Annotated in this window: 12 protein-coding genes; 4 read left to right on the top strand and 8 right to left on the bottom strand. The window is 60.0% G+C overall.

Going from position 1 to position 16,480, the window contains the following annotated elements:
* Positions 1-68: 68 nt before the first annotated feature.
* The 5 genes from RMV17_RS27195 to RMV17_RS27215 form a co-directional block, all read right to left on the bottom strand.
* Positions 69-3,086 carry a sarcosine oxidase subunit alpha gene (locus RMV17_RS27195; protein WP_311883894.1) on the bottom strand — a complete coding sequence of 1,006 codons (3,018 nt, stop codon included), beginning with the start codon at positions 3,084-3,086 and terminating at the stop codon, positions 69-71.
* Positions 3,083-3,412, bottom strand: coding sequence for a sarcosine oxidase subunit delta (locus tag RMV17_RS27200; RefSeq protein ID WP_007913119.1), 330 nt, complete (start codon positions 3,410-3,412; stop codon positions 3,083-3,085). The genes RMV17_RS27195 and RMV17_RS27200 overlap by 4 nt, the downstream gene beginning before the upstream one ends.
* Before the next feature lie 14 nt (positions 3,413-3,426).
* Positions 3,427-4,677: a sarcosine oxidase subunit beta gene (locus tag RMV17_RS27205; RefSeq protein WP_034155011.1), complete on the bottom strand. Its 1,251-nt coding sequence runs from the start codon at positions 4,675-4,677 to the stop codon at positions 3,427-3,429.
* A 20-nt stretch (positions 4,678-4,697) separates the two neighbouring features.
* Positions 4,698-5,951 (bottom strand): serine hydroxymethyltransferase, encoded by a 1,254-nt coding sequence (locus RMV17_RS27210; protein ID WP_007913117.1) that lies wholly within the window; start codon positions 5,949-5,951, stop codon positions 4,698-4,700.
* Between the two features lie 285 nt (positions 5,952-6,236).
* Positions 6,237-6,947, bottom strand: a complete 711-nt coding sequence (locus RMV17_RS27215) for a TraX family protein (RefSeq protein WP_311883899.1) — start codon at positions 6,945-6,947, stop codon at positions 6,237-6,239.
* Between the two features lie 126 nt (positions 6,948-7,073).
* On the opposite strand from RMV17_RS27215, the gene RMV17_RS27220 reads away from it, so the two are divergent.
* The 3 genes from RMV17_RS27220 to RMV17_RS27230 all read left to right on the top strand — a co-directional run bounded on the left by RMV17_RS27220 (position 7,074) and on the right by RMV17_RS27230 (position 9,977).
* Complete coding sequence (locus RMV17_RS27220; RefSeq protein WP_016772826.1) at positions 7,074-8,114, top strand: low specificity L-threonine aldolase; 1,041 nt, start codon at positions 7,074-7,076, stop codon at positions 8,112-8,114.
* 314 nt (positions 8,115-8,428) lie between these two features.
* The gene (locus RMV17_RS27225; RefSeq protein WP_311883900.1) at positions 8,429-8,962 is read left to right on the top strand and encodes an REP-associated tyrosine transposase; all 534 of its coding nucleotides are present in this window, start codon (positions 8,429-8,431) and stop codon (positions 8,960-8,962) included.
* Between the two features lie 190 nt (positions 8,963-9,152).
* Positions 9,153-9,977 carry an NAD(P)-dependent oxidoreductase gene (locus RMV17_RS27230; RefSeq protein ID WP_311883902.1) on the top strand — a complete coding sequence of 275 codons (825 nt, stop codon included), beginning with the start codon at positions 9,153-9,155 and terminating at the stop codon, positions 9,975-9,977.
* Positions 9,978-10,428: 451 nt separating this feature from the next.
* Here RMV17_RS27230 and gbcB read toward each other — a convergent pair whose 3' ends face one another.
* The gene (gene gbcB / locus RMV17_RS27235; protein WP_007911227.1) at positions 10,429-11,529 is read right to left on the bottom strand and encodes a glycine-betaine demethylase subunit GbcB; all 1,101 of its coding nucleotides are present in this window, start codon (positions 11,527-11,529) and stop codon (positions 10,429-10,431) included.
* Positions 11,530-11,826: 297 nt separating this feature from the next.
* Between gbcB and gbcA the strand changes: the two genes are divergently transcribed.
* Positions 11,827-13,122 (top strand): glycine-betaine demethylase subunit GbcA, encoded by a 1,296-nt coding sequence (gbcA, locus tag RMV17_RS27240; protein WP_034153581.1) that lies wholly within the window; start codon positions 11,827-11,829, stop codon positions 13,120-13,122.
* Between the two features lie 128 nt (positions 13,123-13,250).
* Here gbcA and RMV17_RS27245 read toward each other — a convergent pair whose 3' ends face one another.
* Both RMV17_RS27245 and RMV17_RS27250 read right to left on the bottom strand, forming a co-directional pair.
* Entirely contained in the window at positions 13,251-14,495 is a 1,245-nt protein-coding gene (locus RMV17_RS27245) for a metallophosphoesterase (RefSeq protein WP_311883903.1), read from the bottom strand.
* Positions 14,496-14,520: 25 nt separating this feature from the next.
* A complete protein-coding gene (locus RMV17_RS27250) occupies positions 14,521-16,389 on the bottom strand; it encodes a hypothetical protein (RefSeq protein WP_311887092.1) in 1,869 nt (622 codons plus the stop codon).
* Positions 16,390-16,480 lie beyond the last annotated feature (91 nt).

Below are 16,480 nucleotides of genomic sequence, written 5' to 3' on the forward strand. Positions count from 1 at the left end.
GGGAACGCGGTCGAATGTGGGAGCGAGCCTGCTCGCGAATAGCCGCCCGCCCACAGTTCTTGAGGCCGTCAGATGTTCTGGCGATCACCCTTCGGATCGAAGAACACCGAAGAAACGATTTCCGCCTCGATCACGCTGCCATCGGCCAGCGGTGCAAACACCCGCTCACCGAGGCGCTTCAGACCGCCCTTGACCACACCCATGGCAAACGAATAACCGAGGGAGTTGTGCGCGTAACTGGAAGTCACGTGGCCAACCATGGTCATCGGAATCGCCTGCTTGGTGTTGAACACCAACTGCGCACCTTCCGGCAACCACACGTTCGGATCGATCGGCTTCAGACCGACCAGTTGCTTACGTTGATCTTTCACGCAGTCTTCACGGTTCATGCCGCGTTGGCCGATCCACGAGAACGGTTTGGTGCGACCCACGCACCAGCCCATGTTCAAGTCGTCCGGGGTCATCGAGCCGTCAGTGTCCTGACCGACAATGATGAAACCCTTCTCGGCGCGCAGTACGTGCATGGTTTCAGTGCCGTAAGGGGTCAGGTTGTACTGCTTGCCCGCCTCGACGATTTTCTCCAGCACGCCCATCGCGTAGTCGGCCTGCACGTTGACTTCGTACGACAGCTCACCGGTGAACGAGATGCGGAACACCCGCGCCGGCACACCGCCGACCAGACCTTCTTTCCAGGTCATGAACGGGAACGCTTCGTTGCTCAAATCAATGTCAGTCACAGCACTGAGCAGCTTGCGGCTGTTCGGCCCGGACAGGGTCATGGTCGCCCAGTGGTCGGTGACGGAGGTGAAGTAAACCTTCATGTCCGGCCATTCGGTCTGGTGGTACAGCTCCAGCCATTGCAGCACGCGAGCCGCGCCGCCGGTGGTGGTGGTCATGACGAAATGGTTGTCCGCCAGGCACGCCGTCACGCCGTCGTCGAAGACCATGCCGTCTTCTTTGCACATCAAACCGTAGCGAGCCTTGCCCACGTCGAGCTTGGTCCAGGCGTTGGTGTACACGCGGTTGAGGAACTCGCGGGCATCCGGGCCTTGAATGTCGATCTTGCCGAGGGTCGAGGCGTCGAGCAGGCCGACGCTGTCGCGCACGGCTTTACATTCACGCTTGACGGCGGCATGCAGGTCTTCACCGTTTTTCGGGAAGTACCATGGACGCTTCCACTGACCGACGTCTTCAAACTCGGCGCCGTTCTTCACATGCCAGGCATGCAGCGCGGTGTGACGCACCGGTTCGAAGATGTGCCCACAGTGACGACCGGCCACGGCGCCGAAAGTCACCGGCGTGTAGTTCGGACGAAACATCGTGGTGCCCATCTGCGGGATGGTCACGTTCAGCGAACGCGCGGCGATGGCCAGACCGTTGACGTTGCCGAGCTTGCCCTGATCGGTGCCGAAGCCCAGCGCGGTGTAGCGTTTGACGTGCTCGACCGACTCGAAACCCTCGCGGGTTGCCAGTTCGATCGCCGCAGCGGTCACGTCGTTTTGCAGGTCGACGAATTGCTTCGGCGCCCGTGCGGTGTTCTTTTCGTGCGGCACCTGGAACAGCGCCAGCATCGGTTCTTCGTGACGGCTCAGGGCTTTTGGCAGCACGCCCTCAACGGTCTGGAAACCGGCTTCAGCGGCAGCACGCACGCCGCCTTCAAAACCGTCGGCGAGCGAATCACCGAGACCGTAAACGCCGTTGATACCACCGACGCACACGCGTTTCTGCGGAGCTTCGCCCGGTACGAAACCAAGGATATCTTCGCGCCAGGTCGGCTTGCCACCGAGGTGCGAAGCCAAGTGAACCACCGGGCTGTAACCACCGGAACTGGCAACCACATCGCAATCAAGCCATTCGCCTGGACTGGTCACGGCGTGCGCTTTGACGTCAATCGCAGCAACGCGGGCAGCGGTCACACGCTTGCTGCCACGGGCTTCGATCACGGCACTGCCAGTGAGAATCCGAATGCCTTTGGCGCGTGCTTCTTCCACCAATGCACCACGCGGATTGCTGCGCGCATCGGCGATGGCCACCACTTGCAGACTGGCGTCGAGCCAGTCCAGAGCAACGCGGTACGCGTGATCGTTGTTGGTGCTGAGGACAAGCTTCTTGCCCGGTGCTACGCCGTAGCGACGCACGTAAGTCGACACCGCACCGGCAAGCATGTTGCCCGGCACGTCGTTGTTGCCGTAGACCAGCGGACGCTCGCAAGCACCGGTCGCCAGCACGACACGCTTGGCGCGCACACGGTGAATGCGCTGACGTACCTGACCGATTGGCGCGCGGTCACCGAGGTGATCGGTAAGACGTTCGTGAATAGTCAGGAAGTTGTGGTCGTGGTAACCGTTGACCGTGGCGCGCGGCAACAGCAGCACGTCCGGGGTGTTCTTCAGTTCAGTGATGACACTGGCGACCCAGTCCATCGCCGGTTTGCCGTCGAGGCTTTCGCGCGAATCGAGCAGGCTGCCGCCGAACTCTTCCTGCTCATCGGCAAGGATCACTCGGGCACCGCTGCGTGCTGCGGCCAAGGCAGCGGCGAGACCGGCCGGGCCAGCGCCGACGATCAGCACGTCGCAGTGCTGGTTCATGTAGTCGTAGGTGTCCGGATCGTTCTCGGTCGGCGAACGGCCCAGACCGGCAGCCTTGCGAATGTACTTCTCGTAAGTCATCCAGAACGATTGCGGGTACATGAAGGTTTTGTAGTAGAAACCCGGCGGCATCAGCTTGCCGCCGACCTTGCCGAGAATGCCCATCATGTCGTTGTTGACGCTCGGCCAACCGTTGGTGCTGGTCGCAACCAGACCTTGATACAGCGCCTGTTGCGTGGCGCGCACGTTGGGGATCTGCGTGGCTTCGGTGGCACCGATCTGCAGCACTGCGTTCGGCTCTTCGGCACCGGCGGCGAAAATGCCACGAGGACGCGAGTACTTGAAGCTGCGGCCGATGATGTCGACGCCGTTGGCGATCAGCGCGGCGGCCAGCGAGTCACCCTCGAAGCCTTTGTAGCTCTGACCGTTGAAGGTGAAGCTCAGCACTTTGTTGCGGTCGATCCGTCCACCGTTGGACAGGCGATTGGTCTGGCTCATACCTTCTCTCCCAGCGCCGTCGTGGCTGTTTTCGCCGAATCAGCCTTGTCGGTGAATTGCGGCTTGGTGCCGATCTTGTAGGTTTCGAGAATCTCGTAGGTCACGGTGTCGCGGGTGACGTTGAAGTACTGACGGCAACCGGCAACGTGATCCCACAGCTCGTGGTGCAGACCGCGCGGGTTGTCGCGGAAGAACATGTAGTCGCCCCACTCCTCGTCGGTGCAGGCGCCTGGATCGAGCGGGCGCGGAATGTGCGCCTGACCGGATGCGTGGAATTCCTCTTCGGAGCGCAGTTCGCCGCAGTGAGGACAGAAGATATGCAACATGGGGATTTCTCCTGTTAGTGGGCAACCGCAGCAGCGCCGTGTTCATCGATCAACGCACCGTTGTGGAAACGGTCGATGGAGAAAGGTGCGGCCAACGGGTGCATTTCACCCTTGGCCAGACTCGCGGCAAATACGTTGCCCGAGCCAGGTGTGGCCTTGAAGCCGCCGGTGCCCCAACCGCAGTTGAAGAACATGTTCGGGACCGGGGTTTTCGAAATGATCGGGCAAGCGTCCGGCGTGGTGTCGACGATGCCGCCCCACTGGCGGTTCATGCGTACGCGGGACAGCACCGGGAACATCTCGACGATGGCCTGAATGGTGTGTTCGATCACCGGGTAGGAACCACGCTGGCCGTAGCCGTTGTAGCCGTCGATACCGGCGCCGATCACCAGGTCGCCCTTGTCGGACTGGCTGATGTAACCGTGCACGGCGTTGGACATGATCACGCTGTCGATAATCGGTTTGATCGGTTCCGACACCAGCGCTTGCAGCGGGTGGGATTCGATCGGCAGACGGAAACCGGCGAGTTTGGCCATGTGCCCGGAGTTACCGGCAGTGACCACACCGACGCGCTTGGCGCCGATGAAACCCTTGTTGGTTTCAACACCGATGCACACGCCGTTTTCCTTGCGGAAACCGATCACCTCGGTCTGTTGGATCAAGTCCACGCCCAAGGCATCGGCGGCACGGGCAAAGCCCCACGCCACGGCATCGTGACGGGCGACGCCGCCGCGACGCTGAACGGTGGCGCCCAACACTGGGTAGCGGGTATTTTTCGAGCAGTCGAGGTACGGAATCTCGTCAGCCACTTGCTTGGCGTTGAGCAGTTCGCCATCGACGCCGTTGAGGCGGTTGGCGCTGACCCGACGCTCGGAATCACGGATGTCCTGCAGGGTGTGGCACAGGTTGTAGACGCCACGCTGGGAGAACATCACGTTGTAGTTGAGGTCCTGCGACAGGCCTTCCCACAATTTCATCGCGTGTTCGTAGAGGTGCGCCGACTCGTCCCACAAATAGTTGGAGCGAACGATGGTAGTGTTGCGCGCGGTGTTACCACCGCCCAGCCAGCCCTTTTCGACCACGGCGACGTTGGTGATGCCGTGTTCTTTTGCCAAGTAGTAGGCAGTCGCCAGACCGTGCCCGCCGCCGCCGACGATGACCACGTCGTAGACCTTTTTCGGCGTCGGCGTGCGCCACATGCGCTGCCAGTTTTCGTGGTGGCTGAGGGAGTGTTTGAAGAGGCCGAAGCCCGAATAGCGTTGCATAGTCAGTTACTCCAGAACACTCAGCGATAAACCGGGAAGTCTGCGCACAGGGCCGACACTTGCTGGGCAACATTGGCCTCGACATCGGCATCACCGAGGTTGTCGAGGATGTCGCAGATCCAGCCAGCCAACACTTCGCACTGGGTCACCTTGAAACCGCGAGTAGTGACGGCCGGGGTGCCGATGCGCAGGCCCGAGGTCACGAACGGCGATTGCGGGTCGTTCGGCACGGCGTTCTTGTTGACGGTGATGTGCGCACGACCAAGGGCGGCGTCGGCGTCTTTGCCGGTCAGGCCCTGACGGATCAGGCTGACCAGGAACAAATGGTTGTCGGTGCCGCCGGACACTACATCGTAGCCACGTTTGATAAACACGCTGGCCATCGCCTGAGCGTTGTCGATCACTTGTTGCTGATAAGCCTTGAAGCCTGGTTCCAGCGCTTCTTTGAAGCACACCGCTTTACCGGCGATGACGTGCATCAGCGGGCCGCCCTGAGCGCCGGGGAACACGGCAGCGTTGAGCTTCTTCTCGATCTCTTCGTTGGACTTGGCCAGGATCAGTCCGCCACGTGGACCGCGCAGGGTTTTGTGCGTGGTGGTGGTGACCACGTCGGCGTACGGCAGCGGGTTCGGGTACAGACCGGCGGCGACCAGACCGGCAACGTGGGCCATGTCGACAAACAGCAGCGCACCGACTTTGTCAGCGATCTGACGGAAGCGCGGGAAATCCAGCGTCTTCGAGTAAGCGGAGAAACCGGCGACGATCATTTTCGGCTTGGATTCGACGGCCAGACGCTCGACTTCGTCGTAATCGATCAGCCCGGTGTCGGTGTTGATGCCGTACTGCACGGCGTTGTAGAGCTTGCCCGAAGACGACACTTTGGCGCCGTGGGTCAGGTGACCGCCGTGGGCCAGGCTCATGCCGAGGATGGTGTCGCCCGGCTGGATCAGCGCCAGGTACACGGCGCTGTTGGCCGACGAACCGGAGTGTGGCTGGACGTTGGCGTAATCGGCGCCGAACAGTTGCTTGGCGCGTTCGATGGCCAGCGCTTCGACTTTATCGACGTGCTCGCAGCCACCGTAGTAGCGCTTGCCCGGGTAGCCTTCGGCGTATTTGTTGGTCAGGCCGCTGCCTTGCGCTTGCATCACGCGTTTGCTGGTGTAGTTCTCCGACGCGATCAGCTCGATGTGATCTTCCTGACGTTGCTCCTCGGCATTCATCGCCGCCAGCAGTGCATCGTCGTAACCCTGGATCTGGTCTTGCTTGCTGAACATCGCGTCTCTCCCAGCGGCATCTGTGCGCCATTCGTCTCGGTAAGGCACTGGCAATGAAGGCAGTGCCCTTTGATGCCGATGGTATGACCGGCGCAGACAGCTCAAATGCCTGCGCGCGCCACGCAAAGGTGCGTTTACGACATGGCTGGAAATGCCATTGCCAGACTCGATCTCGAAAACACTGGAGAACCCTGTGGGAGCTGGCTTGCCAGCGATGGCGGCGGCACATCCGGCATTGATGGTGGCTGACCCACCGCTATCGCTGGCAAGCCAGCTCCCACAGAGTTATGCGGCGACCTGGCGGATAAGTAGCAGCAGAAGAAAATGCGCGGGATAAAGGGCGTAGCCCCAGCGCCGCATCGGTGGCGGCTGAAGATGTCGCGCATGTCGCAACAGGAACATTCCGAGCAGTGGCGCAAACAGACAGGTGGCAATACCAAGGATCGCAACGCTACTGCCGAACTTCGCCGAGTCGTACAGGACTTGCCATTGATTGGCAGCGAGACAGATCAATCCCGGTAGCAAGCTGAAATACCACGGAAGGCGAAATACCAGCAGCATCGCCAGCGGCAGCAGAACCCCGAAGAAGCCGAACATCAGTCGCTCCGGGAAAACAGCGGCCAACACCAGCGCAGCGACGCCCAGCAATCGCGATATGATCAAGGGATCCTGCCACCCCCGCGCCACCAACAACCCCAACGCCAGCGTCGGCATCACGTTCAACGTATCGGGATCAGGAATGTACAGTCGATAGGGAATCTCACTCACCGCACTGAACAGCAACAACCAGCCCAGATACCGCCACTCCATCCTCCGCGAACCATCGCGCGCCAGGTTCGCCGCCATCGCCAGACAAAACCACGGAAACGCCAACCGCCCCGGCACATACAACCAATCGGCGGAGAACCCGACATATCGCAGGTGATCGAGCAACATGCTCAACAGCGCCAGCCACTTGAGCAGATCCAGCGCGCCGTCGCGTTTAGTCAGGTGCATAATCGGCCTGCGTCCATGTAATGTTCTGACAGCGACATCCCGTGTGCTCCCCGGAAGATCTTCGGTAAAGTGCGCACCATCATTGACCACGAGCCTTCACAAGAGTCTCGACCACGGAAGCCGGCCATGACCGACAAGAGCCAACAATTCGCCAGCGACAACTACTCCGGTATCTGCCCTGAAGCCTGGGCTGCGATGGAGCAGGCCAACCACGGCCACCAGCGCGCGTATGGCGACGATGAATGGACCGCACGCGCGGCCGACCATTTCCGCAAACTGTTCGAAACCGACTGCGAAGTGTTCTTCGCCTTCAACGGCACCGCCGCCAACTCGCTGGCCCTGTCGTCGCTGTGCCAGAGTTACCACAGCGTGATCTGCTCGGAAACCGCCCACGTCGAAACCGACGAATGCGGCGCCCCGGAATTCTTCTCCAACGGCTCGAAACTGCTGATCGCCGGCACTGAAAACGGCAAGATCACCCCGCAATCGATCCGCGAAGTCGCCCTCAAGCGTCAGGATATTCACTACCCGAAACCGCGCGTTGTAACGCTGACTCAAGCCACTGAAGTCGGCAGCGTCTACACCCCGGAAGAAGTCCGCGCCATCAGCGCGACTTGCAAGGAACTCGGCCTGCACCTGCACATGGACGGCGCGCGCTTCTCCAACGCCTGCGCCTTCCTCGGCTGCTCGCCAGCCGATCTGACCTGGAAGGCTGGTGTTGACGTGCTGTGCTTTGGCGGCACGAAAAACGGCATGGCCGTGGGTGAAGCGATCCTGTTCTTCAACCACAAACTGGCGGAAGACTTCGACTATCGCTGCAAACAGGCCGGGCAACTGGCGTCGAAAATGCGCTTCCTCTCGGCGCCGTGGGTCGGCATCCTCGAAAACGACGCCTGGCTTAAATACGCCCGTCACGCCAACCACTGCGCGCAATTGCTGGCGGAACTGGTCAGCGACATTCCCGGCGTCGAACTGATGTTTCCGGTTCAGGCCAACGGCGTGTTCCTGCAACTGTCGGAACCGGCCATCGCCGCACTGACCGCGAAGAACTGGCGCTTCTACACCTTCATCGGCAAGGGCGGCGCGCGCTTCATGTGTTCCTGGGACACCGAAGAAGAACGCGTCCGCGAACTGGCCCGCGACATCCGCGAAGTCATGTCCGCCTGACCTGACTCCCGCGCACTGATCGTTCCCACGCTCCGCGTGGGAATGCCTCTCGGGACGCTCCGCGTTCCAGCCCCACCACAGACGTAAAGCTGAGCACCGCTATGACGCGGAGCGTCAGTGGCTGCATTCCCACGCGGAGCGTGGGAACGATCTTCGGTCGGGAATGATTTTTCCCACCGGCACTTCAGACTTCTCTGCTAGCGCGACCACTTCGTCCGCCTCACCCTGATCGTTCCCACGCTCCGCGTGGTAACGCATCCCGGGACGCTCCGCGTTCCATTCCCGTCGCACCACAAGATTCAAGGAAGAATCCCATGGGCCGCAGCCGCTACACCCTTACCGAAACTGACAAGCCGCATTTCCTGACCTGCACGGTCATGGAGTGGTTGCCGCTGTTCATCCGCCCCTACATCGTCGACCACCTGCTCAACTGCTGGCGTTATCAACAGACTCATCATGACTTGAAGCTGTACGGCTTCGTGATTCTGGAAAACCATCTTCACTTCGTCGCCCAAGCGCCCGACCTGAGTAAATGCCTGAGTCAGTTCAAGTCATTCACCGCTCGAAAGATTATTGATGACCTGCAAAGCAAAGGCGCTGACAAGGCTCTGCAACGGCTGCGCTTCAGCAAACGTGCACACAAGCAGGATCGCGCGTACCAGCTGTGGCAGGAAGGTTCTCACTCAGAGATGGTTTATAGCGAATCGGTCATGCGCCAGAAGCTTGAATACATCCACAACAATCCAGTGAAACGCGGATATGTGGACTTGCCGGAGCATTGGCGTTATTCGAGCGCCAGGAACTACGCGGGTATGGAGGGACTGATCGAGGTTCAGTGCTGGTATTGAAATGGGACGCAGAGCGTCCCGGGCTGCATTCCCACGCAGAGCGTAGGAACGATCAGATCTGACTCCACCCCACAGATCGTTCCCACGCTCCGCGTGGGAACGATCAAACGCCTTCCTTCTGCCCTGAAAGACTTGGTCTACATTGTCTGTCGAGCCCTCCGCTCACATAACAATAAGCAGGAGCATCGGCATGTCGTTACAAGGCAAAACCCTGTTCATCACCGGCGCCAGCCGTGGCATTGGCCGTGAGATTGCGCTGCGCGCCGCCAGGGACGGGGCCAACATCGTGATTGCGGCGAAGAGCGCCGAACCCCACGCCAAACTGCCCGGGACCATCCACAGCGTCGCCGCCGAAGTGGAAGCGGCGGGTGGCAAGGCCTTGGCGTTGCAACTGGATGTGCGTGATGAAGAAGCTGTGCGCAAAGCGCTCGCGCAGGCCAATGAGCACTTCGGCGGCATCGATGCGCTGGTGAACAACGCCGGGGCAATCAAGCTCACGGGTGTGCAACACATCGAACTCAAGCGTTTCGACCTGATGCACCAGATCAACACCCGCGCGGTGTTGCTCTGCAGCCAGGCCGCCCTGCCCTACCTGAAGAAATCCGGCGGGCACATTATCAACCTGTCGCCGCCGCTGAACATGGCGAACAAATGGTTTGCGCAGTTCAGCCCTTACACCGTGACCAAGTACGGCATGAGCATGCTGACGCTGGGGATGAGTGAGGAATTTGCCAGTTATGGGATCAGTGTGAATTCGTTGTGGCCGCAGACGATGATTGCTACGGCGGCGATTGAGTTTCAGTTGGGGAATCGGGAGTCGTTCAAGCAGGCGCGCCTGCCTTCGATCATGGCGGATGCGGCGCATGTGATTCTGGATAGTAGTGGACGGCAGATTACCGGGCGGTTGTTGATCGATGAGGAGATTTTGCGGGAGAGCGGCGTGACTGAGTTCGGTCAATATCGCTTTGATGGAGAAAGCGAGGCGGCACTAATGCCGGATTTGTTTATCGACTGAAAAGCCCCTCACCCTAGCCCTCTCCCAGAGGGAGAGGGAACTGATTGGGGGATATTTGAGAATTGCGCCGACCTGAATCTGCTTTGCCGAATCCATAGTCGACTCGATATCTCAAGTCGGTGTACCTCGTGAAAACAACTCGGTCAGTCCCTCTTCAAAAGAGAGAAGGGACTGATTGGGGGATATTTGAGAATTACGCCGACCTGAATCTGCTTTGCCGAATCCATAATCGACTCGATATCTCAAGTCGGTGTACCTCGTGAAAACAACTCGGTCAGTCCCTCTTCAAAAGAGAGAAGGGACTGATTGGGGGATATTTGAGAATTGCGCCGACCTGAATCTGCTTTGCCGAATCCATAATCGATAAGGTCTTTCAGGTCGATGTAGAACGCCAGGCACCTCCGTCGGCCCCCTCTCCCTCCGGGAGAGGGCTGGGGTGAGGGTTTACCAATCAGAAATCGATACGCACATCCCCTTTAGGCACACTGCAGCACGACAAGATAAACCCTTCGGCCTCATCGTCCTCGGTAATCCCGCCGTTGTGCTCCATCTCCACCTCGCCTCCCAGCTTCAACACCTTGCACGTTCCACAAATCCCCATCCCGCAGGCTTTCGGAATCATCAGCCCCAGCTTGGCCGCCGCCGCGTGCACGGTCTCACCCGGTGCCACACGAATGCTCTTGCCGGAGGAGGTGAATTCGACCTGATGCAGATCCGCCGCATCGATTTCCGGCGCGTCGGCTGCCTGCTCCGCCTGCTCCACCGCATCAGCACGGGCTTCCGGCGGCGTGGCACCGAACGATTCCTCGTGATAACGCGACATGTCGTACCCGGCCACTTCCAGCAACCGCTTGACCGCGTTCATGTACGGCGTCGGCCCGCAGCAGAACACCTCGCGCTCGAGGAAGTCCGGCACCATCAGTTCCAGCATCTTGTGATTCAGATACCCGCGATACCCGGCCCACGGTTCACCCAAGCCATGCTTTTCACAAATCAGATGCAGACTGAAGTTATCGATTCGCGACGCCATGTGCTCCAGCTCGCGGTGGTAGATGATGTCTTTCGGCGAGCGCGCGCTGTGGATAAAGGTCATGTCGACATTGGCGTTGGTGTCGTAAAACCAGCGCGCCATCGACATGCACGGCGTGATACCGACGCCGCCGCTCAGATACAGTACTTTCGGGCTCGGGAAATCGATGGCATTGAACAGCCCGACCGGCCCGTGCACCGCCAATTCCTGGCCTTCATGCAAGGTGTCGTGCAGCCAGTTGGAAACCTTGCCGCCCGGCACCCGTTTGATCGTCACCGAAAAGCTGTACGGCACCGACGGCGAACTGGAGATCGTGTACGAGCGCATGATCGGCTGGCCTTCGATTTCCAGCTCCAGGGTGACGAACTGCCCGGGCTTGAAGAAGAACAGGATCGGCTGGTCGGCCATAAAGCAGAAGGTGCGCACGTCCCAGGTTTCCTGGATGACTTTGACGCAACGGACGATGTGTCGGCCATTGGCCCAGGTCTGGGTGGTGACCGGATTCAGGAAGCTGTTGGACATGCTGTTCTCCACGGCCGACTGTCGGCCTTCATGTGGCGATTCTGCGTATAGCGCAGACCGCCCGTTTACCTATCCGCGACATCGGCATACTTATCGCGACCAGCCCCCAACCACCGGGGGTTGCGCGTCGGGAACAGATTGCACCATGTCGCCCATGGATAAGGTTCCGCCCTGCGCCGGCCCCACACTCGCCCCAACACCAAGACAGATTCTTTACACCTTGCGTAGCAACTGTTAGCAGCACACCTGATCAGCCACTTTTCGCCGGCCACGCAGATGGCCATGAGGATCACATCGATGGACGTCACCGCAAAAATCAGCCTGGGCGATCCGCTGGAACCCGCACGCAAGGCCACCGCACAAATGCTCCAGGAGCGCGAGCGGACGTTTTCGCTGCCGCAACCGTTTTACAGCGATGAGCGGCTGTTCGATATCGACATGCAGGAGATCTTCCAGAAAGAGTGGTTGATCGCCGGCATGACCTGCGAGATCCCGGCCAAGGGCAACTACCTGACGCTGCAGATCGGCAAGAACCCGATCATCGTCATTCGTGGCGCCGAGGGCGTGGTGCATGCGTTCCACAACGTCTGCCGCCACCGTGGTTCGCGCCTGTGCACCAGTGAAAAAGGCAAGGTCGCCAAACTGGTCTGCCACTACCACCAGTGGACGTACGAGCTGGACGGTCGCCTGCTGTTCGCCGGCACCGAAATGGGTGCCGACTTCGACATGAAGCAGTACGGCCTCAAACCGGTGAACGTGAAGACGGCCGGCGGCTACATCTTCATCAGCCTGGCCGAGAATCCACCGGCCATTGATGACTTCCTGTCGACGCTGAACCATTACATGGAACCGTACGACATGGAGAACACCAAGGTGGCGATCACCACCACCTTGATGGAAAAGGCCAACTGGAAACTGGTGCTGGAAAACAACCGCGAGTGCTACCACTGCAACGCGTCGCACCCGGAACTGCTGAAAACCCTGCTTGAATGGGACGACGTCACCGATCCGCGCGCCGATCAGGCGTTCAAGGATCACGTTGCTGCGTCCGCTGCTGCCTGGGAAGCCGAGAAGATCCCTTACGCTCACGCCAGCTTCGGCCTGCGCAACCGCATCGTACGCATGCCGCTGCTCAAGGGCACCGTGTCGATGACCCTCGACGGCAAACAGGGCTGCGCGAAACTGATGGGCCGGATCAAGAACCCGGATCTGGGTTCGATGCGCATCCTGCACCTGCCGCACTCGTGGAACCACTGCATGGGCGACCACATCATCGTCTTCACCGTGTGGCCGATCAGCGCGCAGGAAACCATGGTCACCACCAAGTGGATCGTGCACAAGGACGCGGTTGAGGGCGTGGATTACGACGTGGATCGTATGCGTCAGGTGTGGGATGCGACCAACGATCAGGATCGTCGTCTGGCCGAAGAGAACCAGCGCGGAATCAACTCCACCGCCTATCAGCCAGGGCCTTACTCCAAGACTTATGAGTTTGGCGTGGTCAACTTCGTTGATTGGTACAGCGAGCGCCTGTTGAGCAACCTCGGCGCCGAGCCGGCGCCGTACCTCAAAGGCGTCCCTGTCCAAGGCTAGAAAAACAGCTTCGAGATGATCGTTCCCACGCTCTGCGTGGGAATGCAGCCCGGGACGCTCTGCGTCCCAAAAGGCCGAACGCGGGGCGTCCGTTGAAGCGTTCCCACGCAGAGCGTGGGAACGATCAGTCAGTGTGATGACCACCTCATCGATCCATCCTCGCCAATAAACTCCTCAAATATCTCCTCCCCCACCAACCTGATTTTCGCGTACCCGTTCAACACCCGCAGCGGATACGCCGGGTCATTGGCATCCTGCGTCTCCGACCACAACACCCGTGAATGCCCGTTCAGCTCACTGGAATTGCCATACGGAATCGCCCCGTGCCCGGCACAACGCGCATGCAAACCACCCTGCTGCGCATAGACGATCCCGTTGTGCAGATGCCCCCAATACCAATAATCCGGCTCCCGGCCCAACGCATCGCACACCGGTTGATACAGCGCGGTCTTGTTGTGCCCGGAAATATCGAAGCCCTGATGATGGCTGAGCACCATGAGTTTCTTGCGTTTCGGCAGGCCTTTCATCCACTGGATCTGCGGCTCGTTCAAGGTGCCGTCCATGTACAGGTTCATCGCGTCCGACGCGTAGGCAGAATCCAGCCCGACCACCAGCCAGTCATCGTTGATCAAGGCGAAATAGCTGGTGCCCTGCTGCCCCGGAAAACGCTTGGCCAGTTCCTTGAAATAACCGTGGGCGCCGCTGTACATCTCGTGGTTGGAGTTGAGGGTGAATGAGCCATGGGTGCCCATGGGCCAACCGGCCATGTCGACGTCTTCCTGAGAATGACTGCCGGCGTAATACACATCGCCCAAATGAACAGTGAAATCGGCCTGAGCCAGTTGCATCTGATTGGCCACCGACACCGCCGGCGCGTGACTGTCGAACGGCCCGGTGCCCCAGTCGCCAGCGATCGCCAGGGTCACCTCGCGATCCATCTGCACCACCGCCGGGTCGGTGCCGAACGTCGCGTGATGGCGCAGGTTCTCGATCCACTTGAGCAATGCCTCACTCCACAACAGATCGAGCAATTCCCACTTGCGACAGCCGAGCAGGGTGCCGTCCTTCAGCACCCGGGTCGCCAGTTGATCGGGCGATTGCGGCAATGGCGTGGCATTGCCGATGCGCAGGATCGACAAGCCGTGGGACAACTCCCACGGCACCGCAGGCTCGTCGTCCGGCAACTCGCCATTTTTCAGCACGTACTGCGCCTGATCGTGCCCACGCTGCAACAGCTTGATGATCGCCTGAAACTCCTGCGGTTCCAGCTCGCTGATGAGCTTCATCCAAGCCATTTCCATGCGCGTGAACAAGCCGTGAATGCGCACTTTGACCTTGTCGTACTCGTGTTCCCAATGACTGACCAGTGACATGGCGTAATCCTCTCTCCGTAAGGGTTCACAGGGTTTTCATGAATTCGATCAGCGCGCGTTTGTCGTCGTCCGACAGGGTTGTGCCGTACAGGTGACCGCTGTTGTGGTTACCCTCCAGCCGCGTGTCGTATTTGAAGTCGGCCGAAGCTTTGGCCTGGGCGCCGCTGGTGACGAAACCGACGTTGACCGGGTCGTAGACATCGGAACCGGTGATGAACACCTGCGGACGTTTGTCCGGCGGTTGCAGCAAGTCCCACAGCGTCGGCACTGAGCCGTTGTGCAGGTAAGGCGCGCGCAGCCAGACACCGTCGGTGGGCGTGTTGCTGTAGCTCTGGGTCTTGCGATAGGCGCCGAAGTCGAACGGCGGTTTCTTGAAGGAATGGAACGCGGCGACCAGACCGGTGGTGAACGAGTCCAGCCGATGCGGATCGGTGCCGAGCTGGTCGATATTAGTGGTGACCTGACCGGTATCGGCACGACCAAAGTCATGACAAGCCGCGCAGTTGGCCTCCCAGATCGGTTTGCCCTGCGCGACTTTCGCTTGATCCAGCGCCCACGGCCACGCCGGTGCCTTGTGCCCGAGCAGCCAGTTGGTCACGCGATTGAAGCTCGGCGGCAGCACCGATTCCGGTGTCGCGCCCACGGCCATCGCGGCGGCGTAGTTACGTTCGTGGATCTTGTTGTTATTGCCGTCCCAGTGCAGGTACATCGATTCGCGCGGTTTCTGGTTCCACACTTGCGGCAGGTCGACAGTGCCAATGGTCGAGTCATCCGGGAAGCCGAACACCACCATTTTCGTCGGGTTGAAGGTGTCGGTTCGGCCCGGGCCCTGTTGCGGACGCAGCTTCTGCCAGGCGTAGGCCTGCTTCTGCTTGAGCAAGGCGCTTTTGGCCATCGGCATGATCAGGTAGCGGTTGTAGATTTTTTCGAAGAAGCCCAACTGGAACTTGCTGTTGATCGCCGTCATCACCGCGTCGGTGGTGAATTTCGGATCGCTGGCGCAATCGTAGGCGAACCACTGAAACGCTTGCAGTTGCAGGGTATTGGCCGGTGCGCTCGGGACATTGACGGCGACGTCGCTGGCATTCGCGCGGTAGGAACCGGTGTGGCACAGCGCGCAGTTCGGCTCGACAGTCGGGTAGCCGATCTGCCGTTTGGCCATGCCGATCGGCAGGTCCTTGCCGTTTTCGAAAAGGAAGCCGAACACCTCCCAGCCACCGGGTTTGGGCATTTTCTCCGGACACATCTGCGGCAAGACGGCGAACAGGTAATACGGGATGCGCGCTTCGATGCCGAGACCGATGGCGGCGTACTTGTAGTGGTCTTCGTCGGAGGCGTATTCCTGCTCCGGCACCACCCGCAGCATCTGATACCAGGCTTCGTAACCGATAAAACCGAGCACCGCGACCACCACCAGCGTGCCGACCTTGAAGGCGTGGCTTTGCCATTGCCGCGCCCACGCCGCACGCCATTCGCGCCAGCCATCGCAGAGCAGCGCCCACGGCCGGTTCTCCGGCGTGGTGCCCAAGTACAGCAGAATGCCAAGGATCAGAAAGAAGCTCAGATCACCCATCAGCATCGGCACGAACACCGAGCCCTGGATGCTGGTGTTGATCAAATAAATCCAGAACACCACAGCGATCAACCGCGTCAGCACACACAGCCAGGAATGCACCACGTAACGCGGCGCGTTGAAGCCCGACGGCATGTAAAACACGCTGATGCCGACCAGCAGCATTCCGGCGTTTTCCAGCCATGGGTCGGAGAGTTGCGGCGGCAGCCCGACCACCGATGTCAGCAACCCCGGCGCGAACAGCGCAGGGATGGCGAACACCATGTTCATCGCAATGCCTATCCAGATGAAGCGTTGAAACCAGCGGATGTAGCTGTCCATGTCATCCATTTCCTTGTGCAGACCGGAGAGATGTAGCGCCTGACCTTCAGCTATCGCTGGCAAGCCAGCTCCCACAGGGAAAGTGGTGCCT

It is taken from the genome of Pseudomonas sp. VD-NE ins, from assembly GCF_031882575.1.
In the GTDB taxonomy this organism is placed as follows: Bacteria; Pseudomonadota; Gammaproteobacteria; order Pseudomonadales; family Pseudomonadaceae; genus Aquipseudomonas; species Aquipseudomonas fluorescens_BZ.